The following is an 18800-nucleotide window of genomic DNA, read 5'->3' as shown; positions in this document are numbered from 1 at the left end:
GGTTCTTCTTCGTCGATGAACCCATCTACCGGAGACCTCTCTACTTAGAGATCACGACACACCGTCACACACCCGACTTCGAGACACGGCCTAGGTGCGGCCCCTCACAACGGGCTCCGACTGGTGACCTGCTGCTTTTCGCCACCAACCCGTGTGCCCCGCTGACCATCGATCGCATCGGCCCGACCCGTCCGGCAACCCACAGTGAGGGCCCGAACCAGCGACAACCCGGCCGGGCCGCGGTCGCGTCCGTCGATCAGGCGCGGAGGGCGCCGATCAGGACATCGACGGCGGCGAGTGCGGGGGAGGCCGTCCGTAGCGGACGCCCTCACCCGCGCGGCGGCGGACCGAGTCGCGTGGTCATCGGTCGGCCGGGTCGAGGAGCCCGCTCACGAGCCGGCGCGCGTAGGCGGCGTCGAGCCCGTCCGGACGGAAGAGGATGCGGTACATCACCGGGGCGACGACGCGGTCGAGGACGGTCTCGGTCTCGGGCGCGCTCTCCCCTCGCTCGGCGGCGCGGGCGAGCACGACGTCGATCTGCTCGGCCGCGTAGGCCGAGCACTGGCCGGCGTTGCTGCCGTCTGGGTCGCCGAGCAGGGCGTCGCGGATGTAGGCGCGTCCCGTGGGGGAGGCCATCTCCTCGAGGAACTGCTCGGCCCAGGCCTCCAGATCGGTCCGCAGGTTGCCCGTCTCCTCCGGCGCCGTCTCGGGCCGCAGGCGCTCGACGGCCACGTCCGACAGCAGTTCTTGCAGGTCGCCCCAGCGGCGGTAGATGGTGGACGGGGTGACTCCGGCCCGGGTGGCCACCAGGGGGACGGTCAGCGCCTCCCGCCCCACCTCCGATTCGAGCTCACGTACGGCGGCGTGCACCGACGCCTGCACCCTGGCGCTGCGCCCACCGGGGCGCACCATCGGTTTCCGTCCCATGGAGCCAGCTTAAAGCAAAGATGTTGCTTCAAGGGCCTGGTCCCCGGCCGTCCCGGGTGGCCGGCCGGGGACCTGGTCACCGATCGTCACGCCGCGGCGAGCTCGCGCGCCGGCCGCGTCTGCTCGTAGGCGTGGCCCACCCGCAGCAGGACGGATTCTCCAAGGGGTCGGCCGAGCAACTGCATGCCGATCGGCAGGCCCGCCGCGTCATGGCCGACCGGTACCGAGAGCGAGGGGACCCCGGTGATGTTGGCCGGGGCGGAGAGGCGCACGTAGGCGTCGGAGACGCTCTCGACGGTGCCGTCGGGCCAGGTGAGCGCGGGCTGGTCGGCCTTCGCCGCGGTCGCCGGGACCGTCGGGGCGGCGATCACGTCGACGTCCGCGAGCAGGTCGGCCCAGGCCCGCCGCATGAGGGTGCGGGCGCGCTGGGCGCGCAGGTAGTCGCCGGCGGGCATGAGCTCGCCGGCTTCCAGCAGGATGCGGACGTCCGCCTGGTACAGCTCGGGGACCGCGCGCAGGGTGCGCTCGTGGTAGGCGGTGGCCTCCGGGACCATCAGCCCCCACTGGGTGGCCTGGACGTAGCGGGTCATCGGGATCTCGACCTCGACGAGACGGGCGCCGAGGCTTTCGACATGGTCGATGGCGCGCCGGACGGCGGTCTCGACCTCAGGGGCGACGTGGTCGAAGTAGTAGTTGCCGGGCACTCCGACGCGCAGCCCGGTCAGGTCCGTGTCCGCGCCCGGCCGGTGGTCCGCGGAGGGCGTGGCAAGGGATGCGGGGTCGCGGGGATCGTGGGCGGCCAGGGCGTCGAGGACCAGCGCGGCGTCCTCGACGGTGCGGGTGATCGGTCCGACGTGGTCCAGCGACCACGACAGCGAGGTGACGCCGTGGCGCGGGACGAGGCCGTAGGTCGGTTTGAGGCCGACGACCCCGTTGAGCGCGGCGGGCACGCGGATCGATCCGCCGGTGTCGGTGCCCAGGGCGAAGGTGGCGGCCCCCGCGGCGACGGCGACGGCGGACCCGCCGCTGGAGCCGCCGGCGACCCGGTCCCGGTCCCACGCGTTGCTGGTCTGCGGGGTGGTCAGCCCGTAGGCGAACTCGTGGGTGTGGGTCTTGCCGACCAGGATCGCTCCGGCCGCGGTCAGGCGGGCGACGACCGTGCCGTCGGCCTCGGCGCGGTGCCCGGCGCGGACCCGGGAGCTGGCGGTGGTGGCCGCGCCGGCGACGTCGATCAGGTCTTTCAGGCCCATGGGGATGCCGTGCAGCGGGCCGCGCGGCCGGCCGGACGCGACCTCACGCTCGGCCTCGTGCGCCGCTCGGCGGGCCCGTTCCGCGGTGACGGTGACGTAGGCCCCCAGGCGCGGCTCCACCTCCTCGATGCGGTCGAGCACGGAGTCCACCAGCTCGACGGGGGACAGCTTCCGGGCGCGGATCGCGTCGGCCGCCGCGGTCAGGGACAGCTCATACGGCTGCATCGTGCTTCTCCTCTCCCGCGCGATAGGCGGCGGCCGGCGGGGTGTCGCCGAAGTCCAGGTCCCGCAGGACCGCGACGACGGAGTGGATGTGGTTCGCGGTGGCGGCCACCGGGGCGTGGCGGTCGGCCGGCAGTGGGAGGCCGGCACGGCCGGCCCAGCGGGCCGCCTCGGGCGGTGTGAGTTCATCGACGGACATGAGCGTTCCTCCAGGTCGGGACGGGGGTGGCGGAGTGACTCCGCAGCAAAAGCTAAGCGTTTGCTTTAAGCGACACTAGGGCCTAGGGTGACTTAAAGCAAATTTGTTGCGTTTAGTGGAGAGGAGTTCCATGCCAGGCGTCACATCGGGCGCCCCCGCGCCATGCCCCTACGCCACTGCCCCCCTCCGCACGGCGAACCGCACGGCGAACCGCACGGCGCCCGTCGTCCTCGACGCGTCGGTCCTGGCCGCCCTCCTGGCGGCGTCCAGCGCGCCGACGCCCTTGTACTCCCTGTACCAAGACCAGTGGGGGCTGACAGCCCTGACCATCACGGTGGTCTTCAGCGCCTACTCTCTGGCGCTGCTGGCGGCCCTGCTCACGGTCGGAGCGCTCTCCGACCACCTGGGACGGCGCCCCGTCCTGATGGGCGCCCTGCTCCTGGAAGCGGCCTCCATGCTGCTCCTGGCCTCGGCGGACGGCGCCGGTCAGTTGATCGCCGCCCGCGTTCTGCAGGGAGCGGCCACCGGCGCGGCCACCAGCGCCGCCGGTGCCGCCCTCCTCGACCTGGAGGATCCCCGCCGGCCGGGCCGGTCCGCCCTGACCAACGGCATCGCCCCGGTCGTCGGCATGGCCGCCGGCGTACTGGTCGCCACCCTCCTCGTGCGTTTCGCACCTGCCCCCACGGCCACCGTGTACGTCCTGCTGGCGGCACTCTTCGGCGCCCAGGCGATCGCGGTGGCGTTCACCCGGGAGACGGCCTGCCCGCACGCCGGGGCCCTGCGCTCCCTGCGCCCCCGGCTCGCCGTGCCGTCACCAGCCCGCCGCGCACTGGTGTCGGCCGGGACCGGAGTCGTCGCCATCTGGGCACTCGGCGGCTTCTACTCCTCCCTCGGCCCGGCGCTCGTACGGCTCGTGGCACCCGACGCCCCGCACGCCGTCGGCGGCATGGTGTTCTTCACCGTCAGCGCCGCCGCCGCGCTCACCGTGTGGACGCTGCGGCGGACGGCGCCGACCGCCGCCGCCACCGGCGGAAGCCTGACCGTCATCGCGTCCGCGGCGCTGAGCCTGCTCGGCCTGCACGGCGCCGGCCTGCCCGCCGTCTACGGCGGCGCGGCCCTGGCCGGCGTCGCCTTCGGGGCCGTCTCCCAGGGCGCGCTGCACATGCTGCTCGCCTCGCTCCGCCAACGGGACCGTGCCGCGACCCTGGCCGCTTACTACGTCCTCAGTTACCTGTCCATGAGCCTGCCCGCCATTGCCGCGGGCGCCGCAACCCAGCACTTCGGACTGCGGACCGCCGCCCACGCCTACGCCATCGGCGCCGCCCTCCTCGCCGTCGCGGCGGTGTCGGCACTCACCGTGTCGCGGCGCAGGGCCATCTCCATCTCCACCGCCGCAGACGTCCACCGCTGAAGACCAAGGGAGTGACCATCATGAGTAGCTCATCCGCCGGCAAGACCACCACCATCCCCTCCTGGAACGTGGGAGATGTCACCGTCCACCGCATCGACGAGACTCTCCTGCCGCCCGCGACCGGACCCTGGCTGCTGCCCGACGCCACCCCGGACGTCGTCGACCGCCAGGACTGGCTGCGCCCCGACTTCGCCGACTCCGACGGCACCCTGCACATCGACAGCCACAGCTTCGCCCTCACCGTCGACGGACTGCGCATCGTCGTCGACACCGGCATCGGCAACGGTAAGACGCGAGCCAACCCTGCCTGGCACGACCTGCGGACCGACTACCTCGAACGCCTCACGGCCGCCGGATTCGCTCCGCGAACGGTCGACCTGGTGATCCTCACCCACCTGCACACCGACCACGTCGGCTGGAACACACGGGAGGCGAACGGCGAGTGGGTCCCCACCTTCCCCAACGCCCGCTACCTCACCTCCCGCGTCGAGCGGGACTTCTGGGCCGGCTACGACATGGACGAGCCGCGCGAGCAGATGTTCCGCGACTCCGTGATCCCGATCGAGCAGGCGGGACTGCTCGACGCCATCGACGTCCCCGCCGAAGGCGTCGAGATCGTCCCCGGCCTGCACCTGGTTCCCACCCCCGGGCACACCCCCGGCCACATCGCCGTCCAGCTGACCCGCCAGAGCGCCACGGCGCTGATCACCGGCGACTGCATCCACCACCCGGTCCAGTTCGCCCACCCCGCGATCGGTTCGTGCGTCGACATCGACCCCGAACAGTCCGAGGCCACGCGCCGGCGGCTCCTCGCCTCGCTCGCCGGCAGCGGCACCCTCGTGCTGGGCACCCACTTCCCACCGCCCACCGCCGGCTACGTGATCACCCATGGTGACGCCTACCGGCTCTCCCACATCCCCGCGGCCTGACGAACATCGCCGCCCCAACGGCCGGACCGAGGCCGGAGCATGCTCCCTCCGCCCGGTGCGGCGGCGGCCTTCAGCAGGCGGTCCGGTCTCGAGAGGGGGAGGCGGACTTCCACCCAGGCCGCGCTGCCGTCCCCACCGGACGGCAGCGCGCTGCGCGACGAAATCCCGTCCGATGCTCCTCGATGGCCCATCGGTGACGCGGGCGTGCCTCTTGTGCGTCCGGACGTGCCGCTGCGGCCCGTCCCACGGCAAGGCGATCCGACCGGGGAACGCGGTTCACCTTTAGAACCGACACCGCTGCACGCATCTCGTCGGCCCCGCTGATACCGCGTCGCACCCTCGTCACCGCAGCCGCCGTCGCGGTGGCGGCGGTATTGGTCCCCTTCGTCGTTATCGGAGGCGGCGATGGGAGCGAGGACCGGCACTTTCGCGTTCGCTTCGCCCTCAGCGGACACGACAAGTTCGTCTCCTCGCCGGCGTTCAGCCCGGACGGCTCCAAAACGGCCACCGGGAGTTCGGACAGCACCGCGAAGATGTGGAACGCCAGCACCGGCGCGCTCATCACAACGCTGAACGGACACACGAAGAGCACACACGGGCGTGCAGCGCGCGATGGTGTGCGGACGGCCGGGGTCGTTGCAGGAGGGTTGGCGCGGCAGCGGGCCGAGTCGCGGCGGCGGATCACCGAGCTTCACGAGGCGTTGGCCGAGGTGCAGTCGCGTCTGGAGGCTGAGGAAGACCGATTGCCCCGGCTGGTGATCAACCAGAGCTACACCCGTTCGGGGTCGTCAGTGCCGCTCGCGGGGGAGGAGGTGGGCTAGGCGTTCGGCGTCCTGGCTGCCGGGTTCGGCGTAGTAGACGACGAGCTTTTGCTCTGCTGCCTCGGCGGTGTGCAGCACTGTATGGGTGAGCGTCATGCGGCCGGTGGCCGGGTGGTGCAGCACCTTTGTTCCGCTGTTGCGGGCCTTGACGTCGTGGCGGGACCACCATTGCCTGAACTCCGGCGAGGCGTCGCGGAGGTGGGAGATGAGCTCCACGAACGCGGGGTCCTCGACATACCGTCCCGCCGCCGCACGGAACCGCGCGAGCAGGGCCTGCGCTTCGCCCGTCCAGTCGACGAGCCGCTCGCGGGCGGCCGGGTCGGTGAACATGTAGAGCAGAATGTTGCGTTCGCCGGGCGGGCGGGCGAACCAGTCGGTGAACAGTGCCCGGCCGGGACGGTTGGCGGCCAGTACGTCCCAGCGCCGGCCGGTCACGTACGCGGGGTTCGGTTCCAGAAGCGCGAGCAGCGGAGCCAGCGCCGGGTCCACCGTCTCGACCTCCGGTATGGCGAGCGGCGGGTGCTCGCCATGGGCCAGCAGGAAGAGATGGGTGCGCTCCCCGGCGTCGAGCTGGAGTGAGCGGGCAAGGGCCTCCAGGACCTGGACGGACGCCCGGACGTCGCGGCCCTGCTCCAAGAACGTGTACCAGGTGGGTGAGACGCCCGCGAGGACGGCGACCTCCTCGCGGCGGAGTCCCGGCGTGCGGCGGCGCCCGCCGGGCGGTAGCCCGGCGGCCTGCGGGGAGAGACGCTCCCGTCGGCCTCGCAGGAAGCCGGCCAGCTCTCGGCGGCGTTCCGGAGAGTTCGGCATGGCGTGATCACCCTAGCCTGGTACCTGTTGTACCGCTATGAGCGGAATCTGGATGGCGCGGAGCGGTGGGACGAGGCTGATCCCATGACCTCTCGAACGCTTCTCCAGTCGCCGGCCCGCCGCGACGCGGAGAGCGATGGCGCCCGGCGGTGGCTCGCTCTCGTCGTGGTGCTCACCGGTGTGTTCATGCCGATCCTCGACTTCTTCATCGTCAACGTCGCCATCCCGTCGATCGAGACGGATCTGCACGCGACGAGCGGGCAGACCGAGCTGATCGTCGCCGGGTACGCGGTGCCCTACGCCGCGCTACTGATCATCGGCGGGCGGCTCGGTGACCGGTTGGGGCGGCGCCGCGCATTCGCCCTCGGCATGGCTGGCTTCACCGTGGCCTCCCTGCTGTGCGGGATCGCGCCCACGGCCAACGCCCTCGTGCTCGCACGAGCGGCCCAGGGCGCCGCCGCGGCCCTGCTGTTCCCGCAGGTCCTCACGCTGATCCAGCACATGTTCGGCGACCGGGAACGGCCGCGCGCGATGACCTTCTACGGGTTGGCGCTGGGCTTGGCGGCCGCGTTCGGTCAACTGCTCGGCGGCGGGCTCATCAGCGCGGACCTCGCCGGTCTGGGCTGGCGCTGGTGCTTCCTCATCAACATCTTCGTCGGTGTCATCGCGCTCGCCGCGGTGCGTCCCCTCGTGCCGTTCGCGGCTCCGATCGGGAGCCGCTTGGACGTCACCGGTGGTGCGCTCTCCTTCACCGGCTTCGTCTTGCTGATCCTTCCCCTGACCGAGGGGCGGGTGCAGGGCTGGCCCGCTTGGTCGTACGCGAGCCTCGTGGCGGCGGTCCTCGTGCTCGGCGCGTTCGGCCGACACCAGCACCGGACGGCGCGCAAGGGCGGCGATCCGCTGGTGCCGCCGAGCCTGTTCGCCGACCGCGCGTTCCGGGCGGGCCTGCTCACGGTCTTCGCCTTCTACACCGGGATGAGCTCGTTCTTCTTCGTGCTCGCGTTGCAGCTCCAGGCAGTCCAAGGGCTGTCCCCGGTGCAGTCGGGCCTCCAGGTCACCCCGCTGGCACTGGGCTTCTTCGCCACCTCGCTCTTGGCCCGGCCGCTGCTGGCCCGGTTCGGAGACCGCTCCCTGATCGCCGGCGCCGTGCTGCTGCTCGCCGCCTACGCGGGGGAGTACGCCCTTGTCTCGGACCGGGTCGCGCTCAGCGTGCTGCTCACCGTCAACGGCCTCGGGCAGGGCATGGTCATGGCGCCGCTGATCGGCCGGGTCCTGGCCGGCGTGGCCTCACACCACGCGGGCACGGCCAGCGGCGTGCTCGCCACCTGCCAGCAACTCGCCGGGGCGCTCGGTATCGCGATCATCGGCATCGTGTACTTCGACTCCGCCGACCACGGCTTCCAGGCCGGGCTGATCTACCTGTCGATCACCGTGCTCGCCACCATCAGCGGCCTCGTACTCATCGGCCGCTCCCGCCTGGAAGCGTGACATCGTCCGCGAGCCGTCAGAGGTCGCCAAAGCCCGGCCATCGACCGGGTTCCCAGCCAGCAGGGCGACGATGGCCGCGGCGATCAAGACGACGCCGAGTGACGGCCGGGGACGCCCGTGCAAGAAGCGGACCAGCACGCCGACCCCGATCGTCTACGGCGGCCATCACCGGGTGTCCGCCAGACCCATGCCGGACACCCGGCCGGAACCGCTCGACCAGCACAGCGGGGAGGCGGCCGCCGCCGCGAGCAGTGCTTCACCGCTTGCAACGGCTCTCGCGGGGTGAACGCACGGCTGCACAAAAGCAACGCCAGCGGCCGTCCACACATCGCGCGCGACCCGTGGCGGGTGTCAGCGGTCGTGCCGGGGATCGAGGGCCAGCTCGGACAGGTTCATGGCCAGCTTGCGGTGGACGGCGGGAATCCAGTCCAGGGCGCGCAGGGCGGTGTTGCGCCCGGCGCGCAGCACGGGGTTGCCCACGGTCGCGACGCGGGTCATCTTGTCGGTGAAGGACACGACCTCCTCGGCGACGGGCAGGCGCTCGGTCTCGTAGGCGTCGAGGACGATCTCGTCGGCGCCGTCGCGGATCACCGCGACGAGCTTGGACGCCAGGTTCAAAGCGTCCTGCAAGCCGGTGTTCATGCCCTGCCCGCCGGCCGGGCTGTGGACGTGGGCGGCGTCGCCGGCGAGGAACATCCGGCCGGCGCGGTAACGCTCGGCCACACGGTGGTGCACCCGGAAGCGGGAACTCCACACGATTTCGTCGACGGCGGCCGGGCGCGCCTGGGGGCCGCGGGTGTCCAGCAGGCCCTGGACGTGTGAGTGGCCGGGCGCCGGGGGAGCCTCGTCCACCGTGGCGACGATCCGGTGGCGGCCACCGGGCAGGGGCGCGAGGACGGTGACGCCCTCCGGGGAGAAGTAGAGCCGGATCTCGGCGTCCGGCACGTCCCCGCTCAGGTACGCGTCGGCGAGGACGAACGACTGCGGGTAGGTGTCGCCCCGGAAGGCGATGCCCGCCTGGTCTCGCACCAGGCTGTGCATCCCGTCGGCGCCGACGGCGTACCGTGCGCGGATCCGCTCGCCGGTGGCCATTGTGGCGGTGACGCCGTCGGCGTCCTGGGAGAGCGCGGTGAGCTCGCAGGGGCGCGTCACCCGGCCGCCGGCGCCGACCAGCCGCTCGAGGAGGATCCGCTCGGTGACGTCCTGCGGGACCAGCAGCGCGAACGGGTACTCGGTGGGCAGATCGCCGAAGTCGACATGCAGAAGGACCCGGTCCCGCTCACGGATCGTCGCGTGCGGGACGACGATGCCGCGTGCCACCAGCTTCTCGGTGACGTCGAGCTCGGTGAGCACTTCGAGGGTGCGGGCGTGCACGACCGCCGCCCGCGAGGTGTTCGCGCCCTCGGCCTGCCTGTCGATCAGCATCGTGGACACGCCCTTGGCGGCGAGCGAAGCGGTGAGCGCCAGGCCGACCGGGCCGGCGCCGACGACGAGCACGTCGGTGTGCGTGGGAAGGTTCATGGCGCCGACGCTACGGACGGCCGGGTGTCTGCCGCGTCCGTCGAATGACGGTAGTCGCCGCCGGCGTCATGACGATCGCTTAGGTCGACACATATCTGGCCAGCTCGGCCCGCGAGGAGATGCCCAGCTTCGGAAAGGCCTTGTACAGGTGGTAGGCGACCGTGCGAGCGGAAAGGAACAGCCGGGCACCGATCTCCCGGTTGGTGGCTCCGGTCGCGGCGAGCCGGACCACCTGCAGCTCCTGCGGGGTCAGCGCCGTGAGCGGATCGCGGGCGCGGTCGCCGGCCGGCGATTCCGGCAGCGAGATCCCGCTCGCGCGCAGCTCCGCGGCCGCCCGCCTGGACCAGGCGGACGCGCCCAGCCGGTCGAATGCGGCCATGGCGGAGCGCAGCTGTGCCCGCGCGTCGGCCCGGCGATTGTGGCGGCGCAGCCACTCTCCGTAGACCAGCTCCGTACGCGCCTGCTCGAAGGGCTGGTCACCGCGCCGGTGCAGTTCAAGCGCCTGCTCGTACAGGTCCGCGGCGTCACCTTCGGTCAGCATGGCCTGGCACCTGGCCGACACCGCCCGGGCCCACGGCTGCCCGATCGCCTCCGCCCATCGGGCGAGTCGCGCCGCCACCGGCCGCGCTCGCTCCGGGTCGCCGGCCCGGACGGCGGCCTCCACATAGTCCGGATGCGTGTAGCGCCAGAGCCACACATCCCGGGCGGGCCCGGTCATCGCCTTGTCGAACCGGTCGAGCACCCGGTCGTGGCGGCCCAGCGCGGAGTCCAGGGCGATGAGCGCGCAGGTCGCCCACGCGTACCCGGTGATCCAGGCATCGTCCGCCGCCAGCACCTCCTCCGCGAGGGCCCGGCACCGCTCCTCGTCACCGGCGACTCCCGCGAGCCACGCGTCCACCCCGGACAGGTAGCGCGTCCAGTGCGGCTGCTCCACGTCGTCGGCGAGCCGGCGTCCCTCCGACGCGGTGGACCGGGCGGACGGGTGCCGCCCGGTCGCGAGCTCGGCGATCGCGAGCATCCCCATGGCCTGGGGCATGCGGCCGATGCGTCCCGCCGCACGGCAGGCGTCCACCAGACGGAGCGCGTCCCGGTACATGCCGTCCACATCGCCGCGTCCGAAGCCCAGGTAGACCGAGAGCACGCGGAGATCGAACGGGAGGTCCTCCTCCTGACCCAGGCTGTAGGGGGCGATGGTGGCGGCCACCTGGTCGCCCTCCAGCATCAGCCGGACGTCCCGCGCGATCGCGTGCACCGCGCCGAGGGGGCCCGGCAGCTCAGGGGCGAGGTCCTCGATGCGGCGGGCCAGCGCCAGGCGGTCCGGGTGCGGGCGTCCGGCCCACACGTAGACGGCCGCCCAGCCGAGCATGGTCAGCCTCGTCACCTCGTCCGCGGCCGTGAACGTCTCGACCCCCTCGCAGAGCAGGCGAGCGGCGTCCAGGGGCCGCCCGGACTCGAAGGCGAGCGCGGCCCGCACCCGCGCGAGCTCCGCGACGACGCGGGGCTCGTCCGGGGGCCGTCCGGTGGCGGCGCGCGCGGTCAGCTCCTCCGCCCGTCCGGGCAGGCCCGCCTCCAGAGCGGCGCCCGCCGCGGCGACCCACCGGCGAAGGGCCGCCCCGGGCGCGGGCGACAGTTCGGCGGCCCGCTCGTACGCGGCGGCCACCGCGACCTGGCCACCGCGGCGGCGACCGCGCACCGCGGCCCGCTCCAGGGCGGCGGCGACCGCCTCGTCGGGCGCGGTGGCCACCGCGGCGAGATGCCAGGCCCGCCGGTCATCGTCCACGGTCCCGGCGAGGGCCCTGTGGGCGGCCACCCGCTCGGCCACGTCGCAGGCGAGCCGCGTGGCGGTCCGCACCAGCGGGTGGCGGAACTCGACGCCGGTCGAGGCGACCCGGGCCAGCCCGGCGTGTTCGGCCGCCGCGAGGTCGGTCAGCTCGGCTCCGAGCGCCGCTGCCGCACGCGCGACCGTCTCGATCTTCCCGGTGCCCTCCAGCGCCGCCACCAGCAGGCACAGACGCGACACCGCCGGCAACTCCCGGATGCGCTCACGGAACGCCGACAGCACCCGTCCCAGCGGCGGTTCGGTCACGCCGACCGCGAACCCGGGCGAGGGCAGGGCCCCGGCGCGCTGCTCCGGCGTGAGCAGGCGCGGGAGCTCGACCAAGGCCAGCGGATTACCGTCCGCCTCGGCCACGACCTGGTCGCGCACCCACGGCGCCAGCGTCGTGGTGGAATCGGCGAGCGCTCGCGCCGCCCGGCCGTCCAGTCCCGCCAGCCGCAGCTCGGGTACCCCGGGCGCGGGGAAGACGCCGGCGTCCGCCCGGGTGGCGAAGATCGTGGTCACCGGTTCGGAACGCAGGCGCCGGACCGCGAACAGCAGCGCGTCCGCCGACTCCCGGTCCAGCCAGTGCGCGTCGTCGACCAGGCACAGCAGGGGCTCCTCCGCCGCGAGCTCGGTGAGCAGGCTCAACGCGGCCAGGCCGACCAGGAACCGGTCCCCCGGCGCGTCGGCTCCCAGCCCCAGCGCGCCCAGCAGCGCCTCCCCCTGCCGCCGGGGGACGCGCCCGACCTCGCCGAGGACCGGGCCCAACAGTACGTGCAGCGCGGCGAAGGGCAATTCGGTCTCCGACTCGACCCCGGTCACCCGCAGCACCCGGCCCCGCGCGGCGGCCTCGGCATACTCCAGCAGCGCCGATTTCCCGAGGCCCGCCTCACCGCGCACGACGAGAGATCCCGGAACACCCTGCGCGGCCCGTTCCAGCAATCGATCGACCACATCCTGCTCGGCTTCGCGGCCGTATAACATCGCGCCCCGCCCTGACGTCCCCATCCCACCGACTGCGGGAAGCGTACGCGTTCGCCGGCTCACCGCGCAGGTGAGGAGCGTGCGGCCCGCCTCCAGGGACGCGCTGCTGCGGCTTCCGCCTCTGTGCGCGACGATGAGATCTTGCGCCCCCGGCGCCCGTGATAGAAGGGCCCGGCATTCGCCGGACCCTTCTAGCCGGAGCGATAGTTGATTTCGCGTGTGCTGGTCGTCAGGCCAGCACAAGCCCCTGCACGGTCAGCACCGTAGCCGCGAGTGCCTTGACAGCGTCACGGATGCAGCCCTCGTCGGGGTTGTAGTCCGCAAAGCACAGGTCAGTCGTTCGGGACGAGCCCAGGGCGCTCGTACCCATCCAGATGTAGGTCCCAGGGATCTCCAACTGGTAGTGGCCGAAAATGTCCCCGCCGAGGCTCGAGACATTTGGACGACTGCGCTCTCGCCGAGCATGAACGTGGCCGCGTGCTCGAACATCTGCACGCTCTCCGGACCCTTTATTGATGCCGACAGACCGCCCCTACATACCCCATTTCCGTCTTGGCATTGAACTTGCTGGCGACTGCCTCCACCAGGCGCTTGACCAGCTCGGTCGCCCGATGCCGTGCCTAGTTGTCCTGGCAGCGGACGATCCCTGCCAGAACTTCATCGGACGGGATCTCGTTGGGCGCCTCGCCACAGAGGACCTTCCCCAGACAGCCCCGCACGAGGTCGACCAACCACGAAAGTGCCGTCGGAACCTCGACCGCGATGCCGGGGTGAGCACCAAGTCGGTGGTGCTCTGCGGTCGAGAGGTGCGCCCGCCTGGCCCGGGGACCTTCACCCAGACCATGTCCGCCACCGAGGTGACGGGCGCAGGTCCCGAACTGGCCGACCGGGAGATGCGGCCAGCAGCGGACCGTGAAGATCCGGTCGACCCCTGCGCGATCACGCCGAAGGCTTCACTCGGAAGGAGTTCCTCAGCGGGCTCGAAGATGAGCCGGACCCGGCCGGGCAACAGCCCGGTTCTGTCCAGCCCGGCCAGGAACAGGTCGGTTCCGAGCATGACCGTGGTGTGAGCGCCGTGTCCACAGGCGTAGGCGACGCCGTCCACCTCCGCTCGGCACTCGACGTCGTTTTCTTCCTGGACGGGCAGGGCGTCGATGTCAGTCCGCAGAGCGATCACCGGGGCGTCGCTCTTGAGGTCGAACTCGCAGGTCGAGCCTGTTCCGTCGCGCAGCTTGCGCGGCTTCAGGGCAGCCGCGTCAGCGCGGGGCACCCCCCGGTATTTCAGGGGAGGGGGAACGTGCCGCACCGGTGATGGCCCCGCGGCGGACCTTGCCGATCAGGATCTTGACGCATGCCGGTGACCGGCCCCGGTAGCGCATCCGAGGCTGTTGCGGGGACGGAGATCATCAGGACGGTCCTGGTTCGTCGCCCTCGATGCGGCATCCCGCGAAAACAAACCAGGAGGATCACGTGCACGAAAACATGGGCACGGGCGAAGTCTGCGCGCTGGACGACGACGCAGCAGCAGGCGGAGCGCCCCCGCCAGAGAAGGGGACCCCGCCGGGCGTTCCGCCTGGTCACGGAAACGCATGGGGTGAATCTGATCATTCTGTGGGGGACTTGTGCGGTCGTTCTCCCGCTGCGGAGTCGATCGGTTGCGCTCGCCTTCTCGCCGTGTCCGCCGCGCTCCTGCTCACGCTGACCGCGTGCGAGGGCAAGGCGCCCTCCCATACGGCTCCCGCTCCCAGCGCCCATCCCGCGTCCGCCTCGGCCGTTCCGGCGACGAGCCCCGCGTCCACCGCCCCGCCCGCCTCATCTAGCTCGGAACCGGCCGGTTCCGCGACGAGGCCGGCCGCCCCGCACCCGAAGCCCGCCTCCCCGAGTCCGAAGCCGGTCGGTCCGCACACCGTGTGCGGTGAGGTCAAGGCGGCCAACGGCGAACTGCTCGCCGCCGCCGTCCAGACCGGCCGGACGACCTGCGCGACGGTCCTCAGGGTGCTCCGCGCCTACTACCGGCCGAGCACGCCCAAGCAGGGCCCCGCGGACGTGGCCACCGTGGACGGGTGGAAATGCGCTTCGAACTCCTCCACCGAGTCCGCCCGGACCGGACGGGCGGCCTCCTGCCGCAACGGCCCGACAACCATTGTCGCCGACATCATCCCTTAGACGTCGTCTCATTTGGTGAGGCGGCGGTAGCAGATGAGGCCGGCGGCGATGCCAACGAAGGCAAGGAAGTGCTCGGCCTTGCGCTCATAGCGGCGGTGCAGCCGACGGCAACGGGGCCGCGGTCGACAGGATTCGGGCCCGTCAGCTCCCCCCTTTGACGGCGCGGACGCTGACCGAGTCGATCGCGCACCGCGACCAGTCCAGCTCACCGGCCGCGCCGAGTTCGTCCAGCAGGATCCGGTGGAGCTTGGCCCACACCCGCGCGGCGCTCCATTCGGTGAACCGGCGGTGCACCGTCTGCCAAGACGCGTCGAAGGTGGGCGGGAGCTGCCGCCAGGTGCAGCCGGTGGTGGCCACGAACACGATCGCCGCCAGGATGCTGCGGTCGTCGGCACGCCGACGTCCACCGCCCTGCGGCCGCGTCGGCGCTGGTGGGACCACCCGCTGGAACAACTCCCACAACTCGTCCGGCACCAGCCGTTCCTCAAAGCTTGCCACGGCCAGTCCAACGAATCACCACCAATCAAGACACGGTCTTAGTACGGAGTAACCCTTTTGTGGGTGGAGTGGGATGAGATTTGGTTTGATGACCTACCGGACGTAAGGAGGTCAGGTGCGGGCGTCGCTACAAACAGCAGATGTCGTTGCTGACGAGCACGTAAGGACCGCGCGCATCGGTGAAATCGACGCCATTCGAGGCATATCTTTGCTCGGGATAACCATCGTTAACACGATAGGCGTCACGAACATGCCCGTTCCGACTGGAGAGCATCAGCACGGGGCTGGGTATTGGATATACGAGACGCTGCTCCATTGGCGCTTCTTTCCGATATTTTCACTTCTATTTCCTGGGGCTCGGAATATGCGGGATGACAGCCGGTGCGCTGGATGCCTGGCAATGGAGCTCCGGAGTCTCGGAGTACTCGGTGCTAGCGGCAGGTGCAGGGGTTGCGACCGCGGTCAGTTACGTGATCGCCGTGGTGCTCGTGATGCGGACCCGTATCCGGCGGGTTGCGTTCAAGATCGCGCTGGTGGGAAGGATGGGACTAGCGAACTATCTCGGCGCCTCGGTGCTGATAGTGGTGATCAACAGGTATGTGCAACTGGAAGCGGTGCCCGCATATGGCAAAGTCTTTGCTGTGGGCTGTTGCGTATTTCTGATTGAAGCCGCGTTCAGTTGGATCTGGCTGCATTATGCTCGATATGACCCACTGGAATGGATCTGGCGAACTTTGACGTGGGAAAAGCTGATCCCTAATCGGCGTCTCTCGATCGTAGGTCCGACCAGCGAGAACATCGGCTAAGAGGTCGTGACGGAATCAGCGGGCGAGGTGTCGTCAAGAGATGATGGTTGCGGCGAGGGTCACGAAGGCTTCGTTGATGTCGTCGCGGATCTATCGGCGGATGCGTAAGCGGCGGAACCAGTGCAGCAGACCGATGGTCCGCTCGACGACGTAGTGGTGGACGCCCATGCGGGCCTCCCCGGATGTGGCCCTCGCCAAGCCGGGCCCGGTACCCGAGGGCCACAGCCACGCTGACCGCTCGGATGGGCGCCGAACTCGACTAGGGCCTGTTTCGAAGTGATATGAGTGGCGGCGTGTCATGTGCCGGACGCAGTGAGGTCTCCGGTAGAGCGTTCATCGACCAAGAAGAACAACACCGGAGACCTCGTGGCCACCCTAGCGGTGACGAGGCGGTTCGATCTGACCGATGAGCAATGGGCGCGGCTGGAACCGCTGCTGCCCGCGCCCAGACGCTCGGGCCGGCCCTCGGAATGGACCAAGCGGCAGCTCATCGACGGTATCCGATGGCGGGTGCGTGTCGGTGCGCCGTGGCGGGACGTGCCCGCCTGCTAGGGCTCCTGGCAAGCGGTGTACTCGCTGTTCCGCCGCTGGCAACGCGACGGCACTTGGGCGACCATCCTGGCCGGGCTGCAAGCACGGGCCGACGCTGCCGGGCTGATGGGCGGCAGGCCGGTGTGGACTCCACCGTCCTGCGCGCCCATCAGCACTCGGCCGGAGGCCGCCGGCACGGCGACAAGGAGGCCGAACCGCCCGGCGGAAGAACACCCGAGCCCGACGATCACGCTTTGGGACGTTCGCAGGGCGGGTTGTCGACCAAGCTGCACCTAGCCTGCGGCCAAAGCCGTTGTCGCTGGTGGTCACCGCCGGGCAGCGTGGCGACGCTCCCCAGTTCGAGGTGGACATGGCCGGGATCCGAGTCGCCCGCGTTGGCGGCGGGCACCCGCGCACCCGGCCTGAGCGGGTGCGCGCAGACAAGGCTTACTCGTCCAGGACGATCCGGACTCACCTGCGGCGCCGGGGCATCGCGACCACGATCCCCGAACCGGCCGACCAGGCCGGCCACCGACTGCGGTGCGGGGCCGCAGTGGTCGGCCGCCCGGGTTCGATCCGGTCGACTACCGCGAGCGCCATGCGGTGGAGTGCGGCATCAACCGGCTCAAACGCCACCAGGCACTGGCCACCAGGTTCGACAAGCTCGCCGTCCGCTACCAGGTCCACCGTCCACATCGGCACCATCAACGAATGGCTCTGATCAACTTTGAAGCAGGCCCTAGACGCCGGTCGTGCCGTCGAGCATCTCGCGCAGGATGTCCAGGTGGCCGTTGTGGCGGGCCGTCTCCTCGGTGAGGTGGAGGAGGATCCAGCGCAGGTCGACGTGGAGGCCGTTGCGGATGGTTCCCTCGGCCTGTTTGTTCAGGTCGTTGTCGGCGACCAGTTCACGATAGCGAGCGCTCTGTTCGGCGTACTCGTCGAGCAACTGCGTGATCGGGAAGTCTACGGCGATACGCATCTCGCGGTCGGGGTCTTCATCCGTCATGGGGGCCCGGTCTTCCTCGCCGAGGAAGACGACCTGGAACCAGTAGTACTCGACCCAGCGGAGGTGGTTGATCAGTGCGTTCATGGTCATCAGCGGTGAGCCCGGCAGGAGTGCCTTGCGGGCGTTCTCCGCGGAGACCCCCTCGCACTTGGCGCGGGCGGTGTCCCGTACGTAGTCGAGGAACGTGGTGAGCTGGGTGCGCTCGTCCCAAGCGGGCGGCGTGTCGTCAATTCTGGTCATTGCGCGAAGGATCCCCGACCACCGCGCCGCTGTCGAGGGATTTGTCGACGGACCCCACCTGCTCCATCCAGCGCCTTCTCCATCGGGCGCTTCAGCGCCGGCAGGCCGCTGACTTGATCCGCCGGACAGGCCCTAGGCTGGCCAGCGCGTGCGTCCCGCCGATTTGGGCGGCGGAGGAGGTGTCGCCGAGGTGGGTCAACCGGGTTGGAGCAGGCGATTCCGCGCGTGCTGGGCAGGCAGCCCGAGACCCGGCCGGTTGATGCCACCCGTGTGGCTGATGCGCTTGAGATCATCGACTGGTCTCGTTCGACGAGCGTGGCGGTGAACGAGTCGACCGACGCCACTCCGGGATCGGCCGCCCAGGTTTCCACTCGTGCCCGGCGTGCCCGTCACCGCGCCAAGACAGCTACTCGTCTGTCCGTGGCCCCACTTCGCCGATGGCTCGGTGGGGGCATCGGCCGCTCCTCATCGTCTTGGTCAGCACTGGCGGCCCGGTCTGACTCTTGTAGCGTGCGGGTGGGCTTCGGTCTGACCGGTCCATTGGTGCCGTAGCGTGCCCGTTCGTGCCGGTGAAACCGACGCTCGTCAGCGTCCTGAAAGATCCTGCCGTCGCGCCTCTGTTCATCGCCCGCGCGACCTCGGCGATCGGGAACGGTTTCGGGCGGGTCGCGCTCGCCTGGGGAGCCGTGCACCTGGGCTATGGTCCGGGTGGACTGTCGCTGGTCCTTGCGTGCCAGGCGCTCCCGCAACTGCTGCTGGTGCTCGTCGGCGGGATCATCGGTGACTGGGTCCGCCGGCAGTACGTCCTGGTCGGCGCGGACGCCTTGGCGGCCGCGACGTGGACCATGCTGGCGGTCTGCTTCACCGGCCGTTCCGCGTCGCCGGCCGTGGTCGCGCCGTTGGCCGTGCTGACCGGTGTCGCCACCGCCTTGTTCGCCCCCGCTGCGGAGGGGATCGTGACCGACCTGGTGCATCATGAACGGCGGTTCGCCGCCAACGCCCTGCTGCGCCAGGTCACCTCCGGCGGGCTGATCATCGGCCTGGCCCTGTCCGGGGTGGTGGTCTCCGCGGTCGGCTCGGCAACGGCCGCCGCGCTGAACGCCGGGTCGTTCGCGGCATCGGCGGCGCTGGTGACCCGCTTGCGGATCCTGGGCCGCAGCCGCGCCACCGGG

The 18800-nt window shown here is 71.0% G+C and carries 16 protein-coding genes and 2 pseudogenes; 8 read left to right on the top strand and 10 right to left on the bottom strand.

What is annotated here, in order from left to right; genetic code table 11:
• Window positions 1-360 precede the first annotated feature (360 nt).
• The 3 genes from ABT299_RS49355 to ABT299_RS49345 form a co-directional block, all read right to left on the bottom strand.
• Window positions 361-927 (bottom strand): TetR/AcrR family transcriptional regulator, encoded by a 567-nt coding sequence (locus tag ABT299_RS49355; protein ID WP_500255068.1) that lies wholly within the window; start codon window positions 925-927, stop codon window positions 361-363.
• A gap of 86 nt (window positions 928-1013) precedes the next feature.
• Window positions 1014-2402: an amidase gene (locus tag ABT299_RS49350; RefSeq protein ID WP_500255067.1), complete on the bottom strand. Its 1389-nt coding sequence runs from the start codon at window positions 2400-2402 to the stop codon at window positions 1014-1016.
• Window positions 2389-2598, bottom strand: a complete 210-nt coding sequence (locus ABT299_RS49345) for a hypothetical protein (protein ID WP_190852114.1) — start codon at window positions 2596-2598, stop codon at window positions 2389-2391. Before ABT299_RS49345 ends, ABT299_RS49350 begins: the two co-directional genes overlap by 14 nt.
• A gap of 130 nt (window positions 2599-2728) precedes the next feature.
• Here ABT299_RS49345 and ABT299_RS49340 point away from each other — a divergent pair, with 130 nt between their 5' ends.
• The 3 genes from ABT299_RS49340 to ABT299_RS49330 all read left to right on the top strand — a co-directional run bounded on the left by ABT299_RS49340 (window position 2729) and on the right by ABT299_RS49330 (window position 5759).
• Window positions 2729-4009 carry an MFS transporter gene (locus tag ABT299_RS49340; RefSeq protein ID WP_500255066.1) on the top strand — a complete coding sequence of 427 codons (1281 nt, stop codon included), beginning with the start codon at window positions 2729-2731 and terminating at the stop codon, window positions 4007-4009.
• Between the two features lie 20 nt (window positions 4010-4029).
• A complete protein-coding gene (locus tag ABT299_RS49335; RefSeq protein ID WP_500255065.1) occupies window positions 4030-4938 on the top strand; it encodes an MBL fold metallo-hydrolase in 909 nt (302 codons plus the stop codon).
• A 362-nt stretch (window positions 4939-5300) separates the two neighbouring features.
• Entirely contained in the window at window positions 5301-5759 is a 459-nt protein-coding gene (locus tag ABT299_RS49330; RefSeq protein WP_500255064.1) for a hypothetical protein, read from the top strand.
• On the opposite strand, the gene ABT299_RS49325 is transcribed toward ABT299_RS49330, so the two are convergent.
• Window positions 5727-6569, bottom strand: coding sequence for a helix-turn-helix transcriptional regulator (locus tag ABT299_RS49325; RefSeq protein WP_500255063.1), 843 nt, complete (start codon window positions 6567-6569; stop codon window positions 5727-5729). The two genes, ABT299_RS49330 and ABT299_RS49325, sit on opposite strands and share 33 nt — an antisense overlap.
• Window positions 6570-6653: 84 nt before the next feature.
• On the opposite strand from ABT299_RS49325, the gene ABT299_RS49320 reads away from it, so the two are divergent.
• Window positions 6654-8057 (top strand): MFS transporter, encoded by a 1404-nt coding sequence (locus ABT299_RS49320; RefSeq protein WP_500255062.1) that lies wholly within the window; start codon window positions 6654-6656, stop codon window positions 8055-8057.
• Window positions 8058-8408: 351 nt separating this feature from the next.
• Here ABT299_RS49320 and ABT299_RS49315 read toward each other — a convergent pair whose 3' ends face one another.
• The 3 genes from ABT299_RS49315 to ABT299_RS49305 form a co-directional block, all read right to left on the bottom strand.
• Window positions 8409-9578, bottom strand: coding sequence for an FAD-dependent monooxygenase (locus ABT299_RS49315; RefSeq protein ID WP_500255061.1), 1170 nt, complete (start codon window positions 9576-9578; stop codon window positions 8409-8411).
• A gap of 79 nt (window positions 9579-9657) precedes the next feature.
• On the bottom strand, window positions 9658-12381 hold the full coding sequence (locus ABT299_RS49310; RefSeq protein WP_500255060.1) for an AAA family ATPase: 2724 nt from the start codon (window positions 12379-12381) through the stop codon (window positions 9658-9660).
• Window positions 12382-12913: 532 nt separating this feature from the next.
• Window positions 12914-13558, bottom strand: coding sequence for a M20/M25/M40 family metallo-hydrolase (locus tag ABT299_RS49305; protein ID WP_500255070.1), 645 nt, complete (start codon window positions 13556-13558; stop codon window positions 12914-12916).
• Window positions 13559-14289: 731 nt separating this feature from the next.
• On the opposite strand from ABT299_RS49305, the gene ABT299_RS49300 reads away from it, so the two are divergent.
• Window positions 14290-14547: a hypothetical protein gene (locus ABT299_RS49300; protein WP_500255059.1), complete on the top strand. Its 258-nt coding sequence runs from the start codon at window positions 14290-14292 to the stop codon at window positions 14545-14547.
• 8 nt (window positions 14548-14555) lie between these two features.
• Here ABT299_RS49300 and ABT299_RS49295 read toward each other — a convergent pair.
• Both ABT299_RS49295 and ABT299_RS49290 read right to left on the bottom strand, forming a co-directional pair.
• Window positions 14556-15045: pseudogene (locus tag ABT299_RS49295) on the bottom strand (transposase).
• A gap of 127 nt (window positions 15046-15172) precedes the next feature.
• Window positions 15173-15361 (bottom strand): hypothetical protein, encoded by a 189-nt coding sequence (locus ABT299_RS49290; protein ID WP_500255058.1) that lies wholly within the window; start codon window positions 15359-15361, stop codon window positions 15173-15175.
• Between ABT299_RS49290 and ABT299_RS49285 the strand changes: the two genes are divergently transcribed.
• Entirely contained in the window at window positions 15309-15851 is a 543-nt protein-coding gene (locus ABT299_RS49285) for a DUF418 domain-containing protein (RefSeq protein WP_500255069.1), read from the top strand. The genes ABT299_RS49290 and ABT299_RS49285 overlap by 53 nt on opposite strands.
• 366 nt (window positions 15852-16217) lie before the next feature.
• A pseudogene (locus ABT299_RS49280) lies at window positions 16218-17063 on the top strand (IS5 family transposase); the annotation flags it as partial.
• A 58-nt stretch (window positions 17064-17121) separates the two neighbouring features.
• Here the strand turns inward: ABT299_RS49280 and ABT299_RS49275 are convergent.
• Window positions 17122-17628 carry a DinB family protein gene (locus ABT299_RS49275; protein ID WP_500255057.1) on the bottom strand — a complete coding sequence of 169 codons (507 nt, stop codon included), beginning with the start codon at window positions 17626-17628 and terminating at the stop codon, window positions 17122-17124.
• A gap of 563 nt (window positions 17629-18191) precedes the next feature.
• On the opposite strand from ABT299_RS49275, the gene ABT299_RS49270 reads away from it, so the two are divergent.
• A partial coding sequence (locus tag ABT299_RS49270; protein ID WP_500255056.1) for an MFS transporter occupies window positions 18192-18800 on the top strand: 609 nt, incomplete at its 3' end.

Origin of the sequence: Spirillospora sp. NPDC000708 (assembly GCF_040299565.1) — a bacterium.
Lineage (GTDB): Bacteria > Actinomycetota > Actinomycetes > Streptosporangiales > Streptosporangiaceae > Spirillospora.
This window is presented reverse-complemented; position numbering and strand designations above follow the sequence as displayed.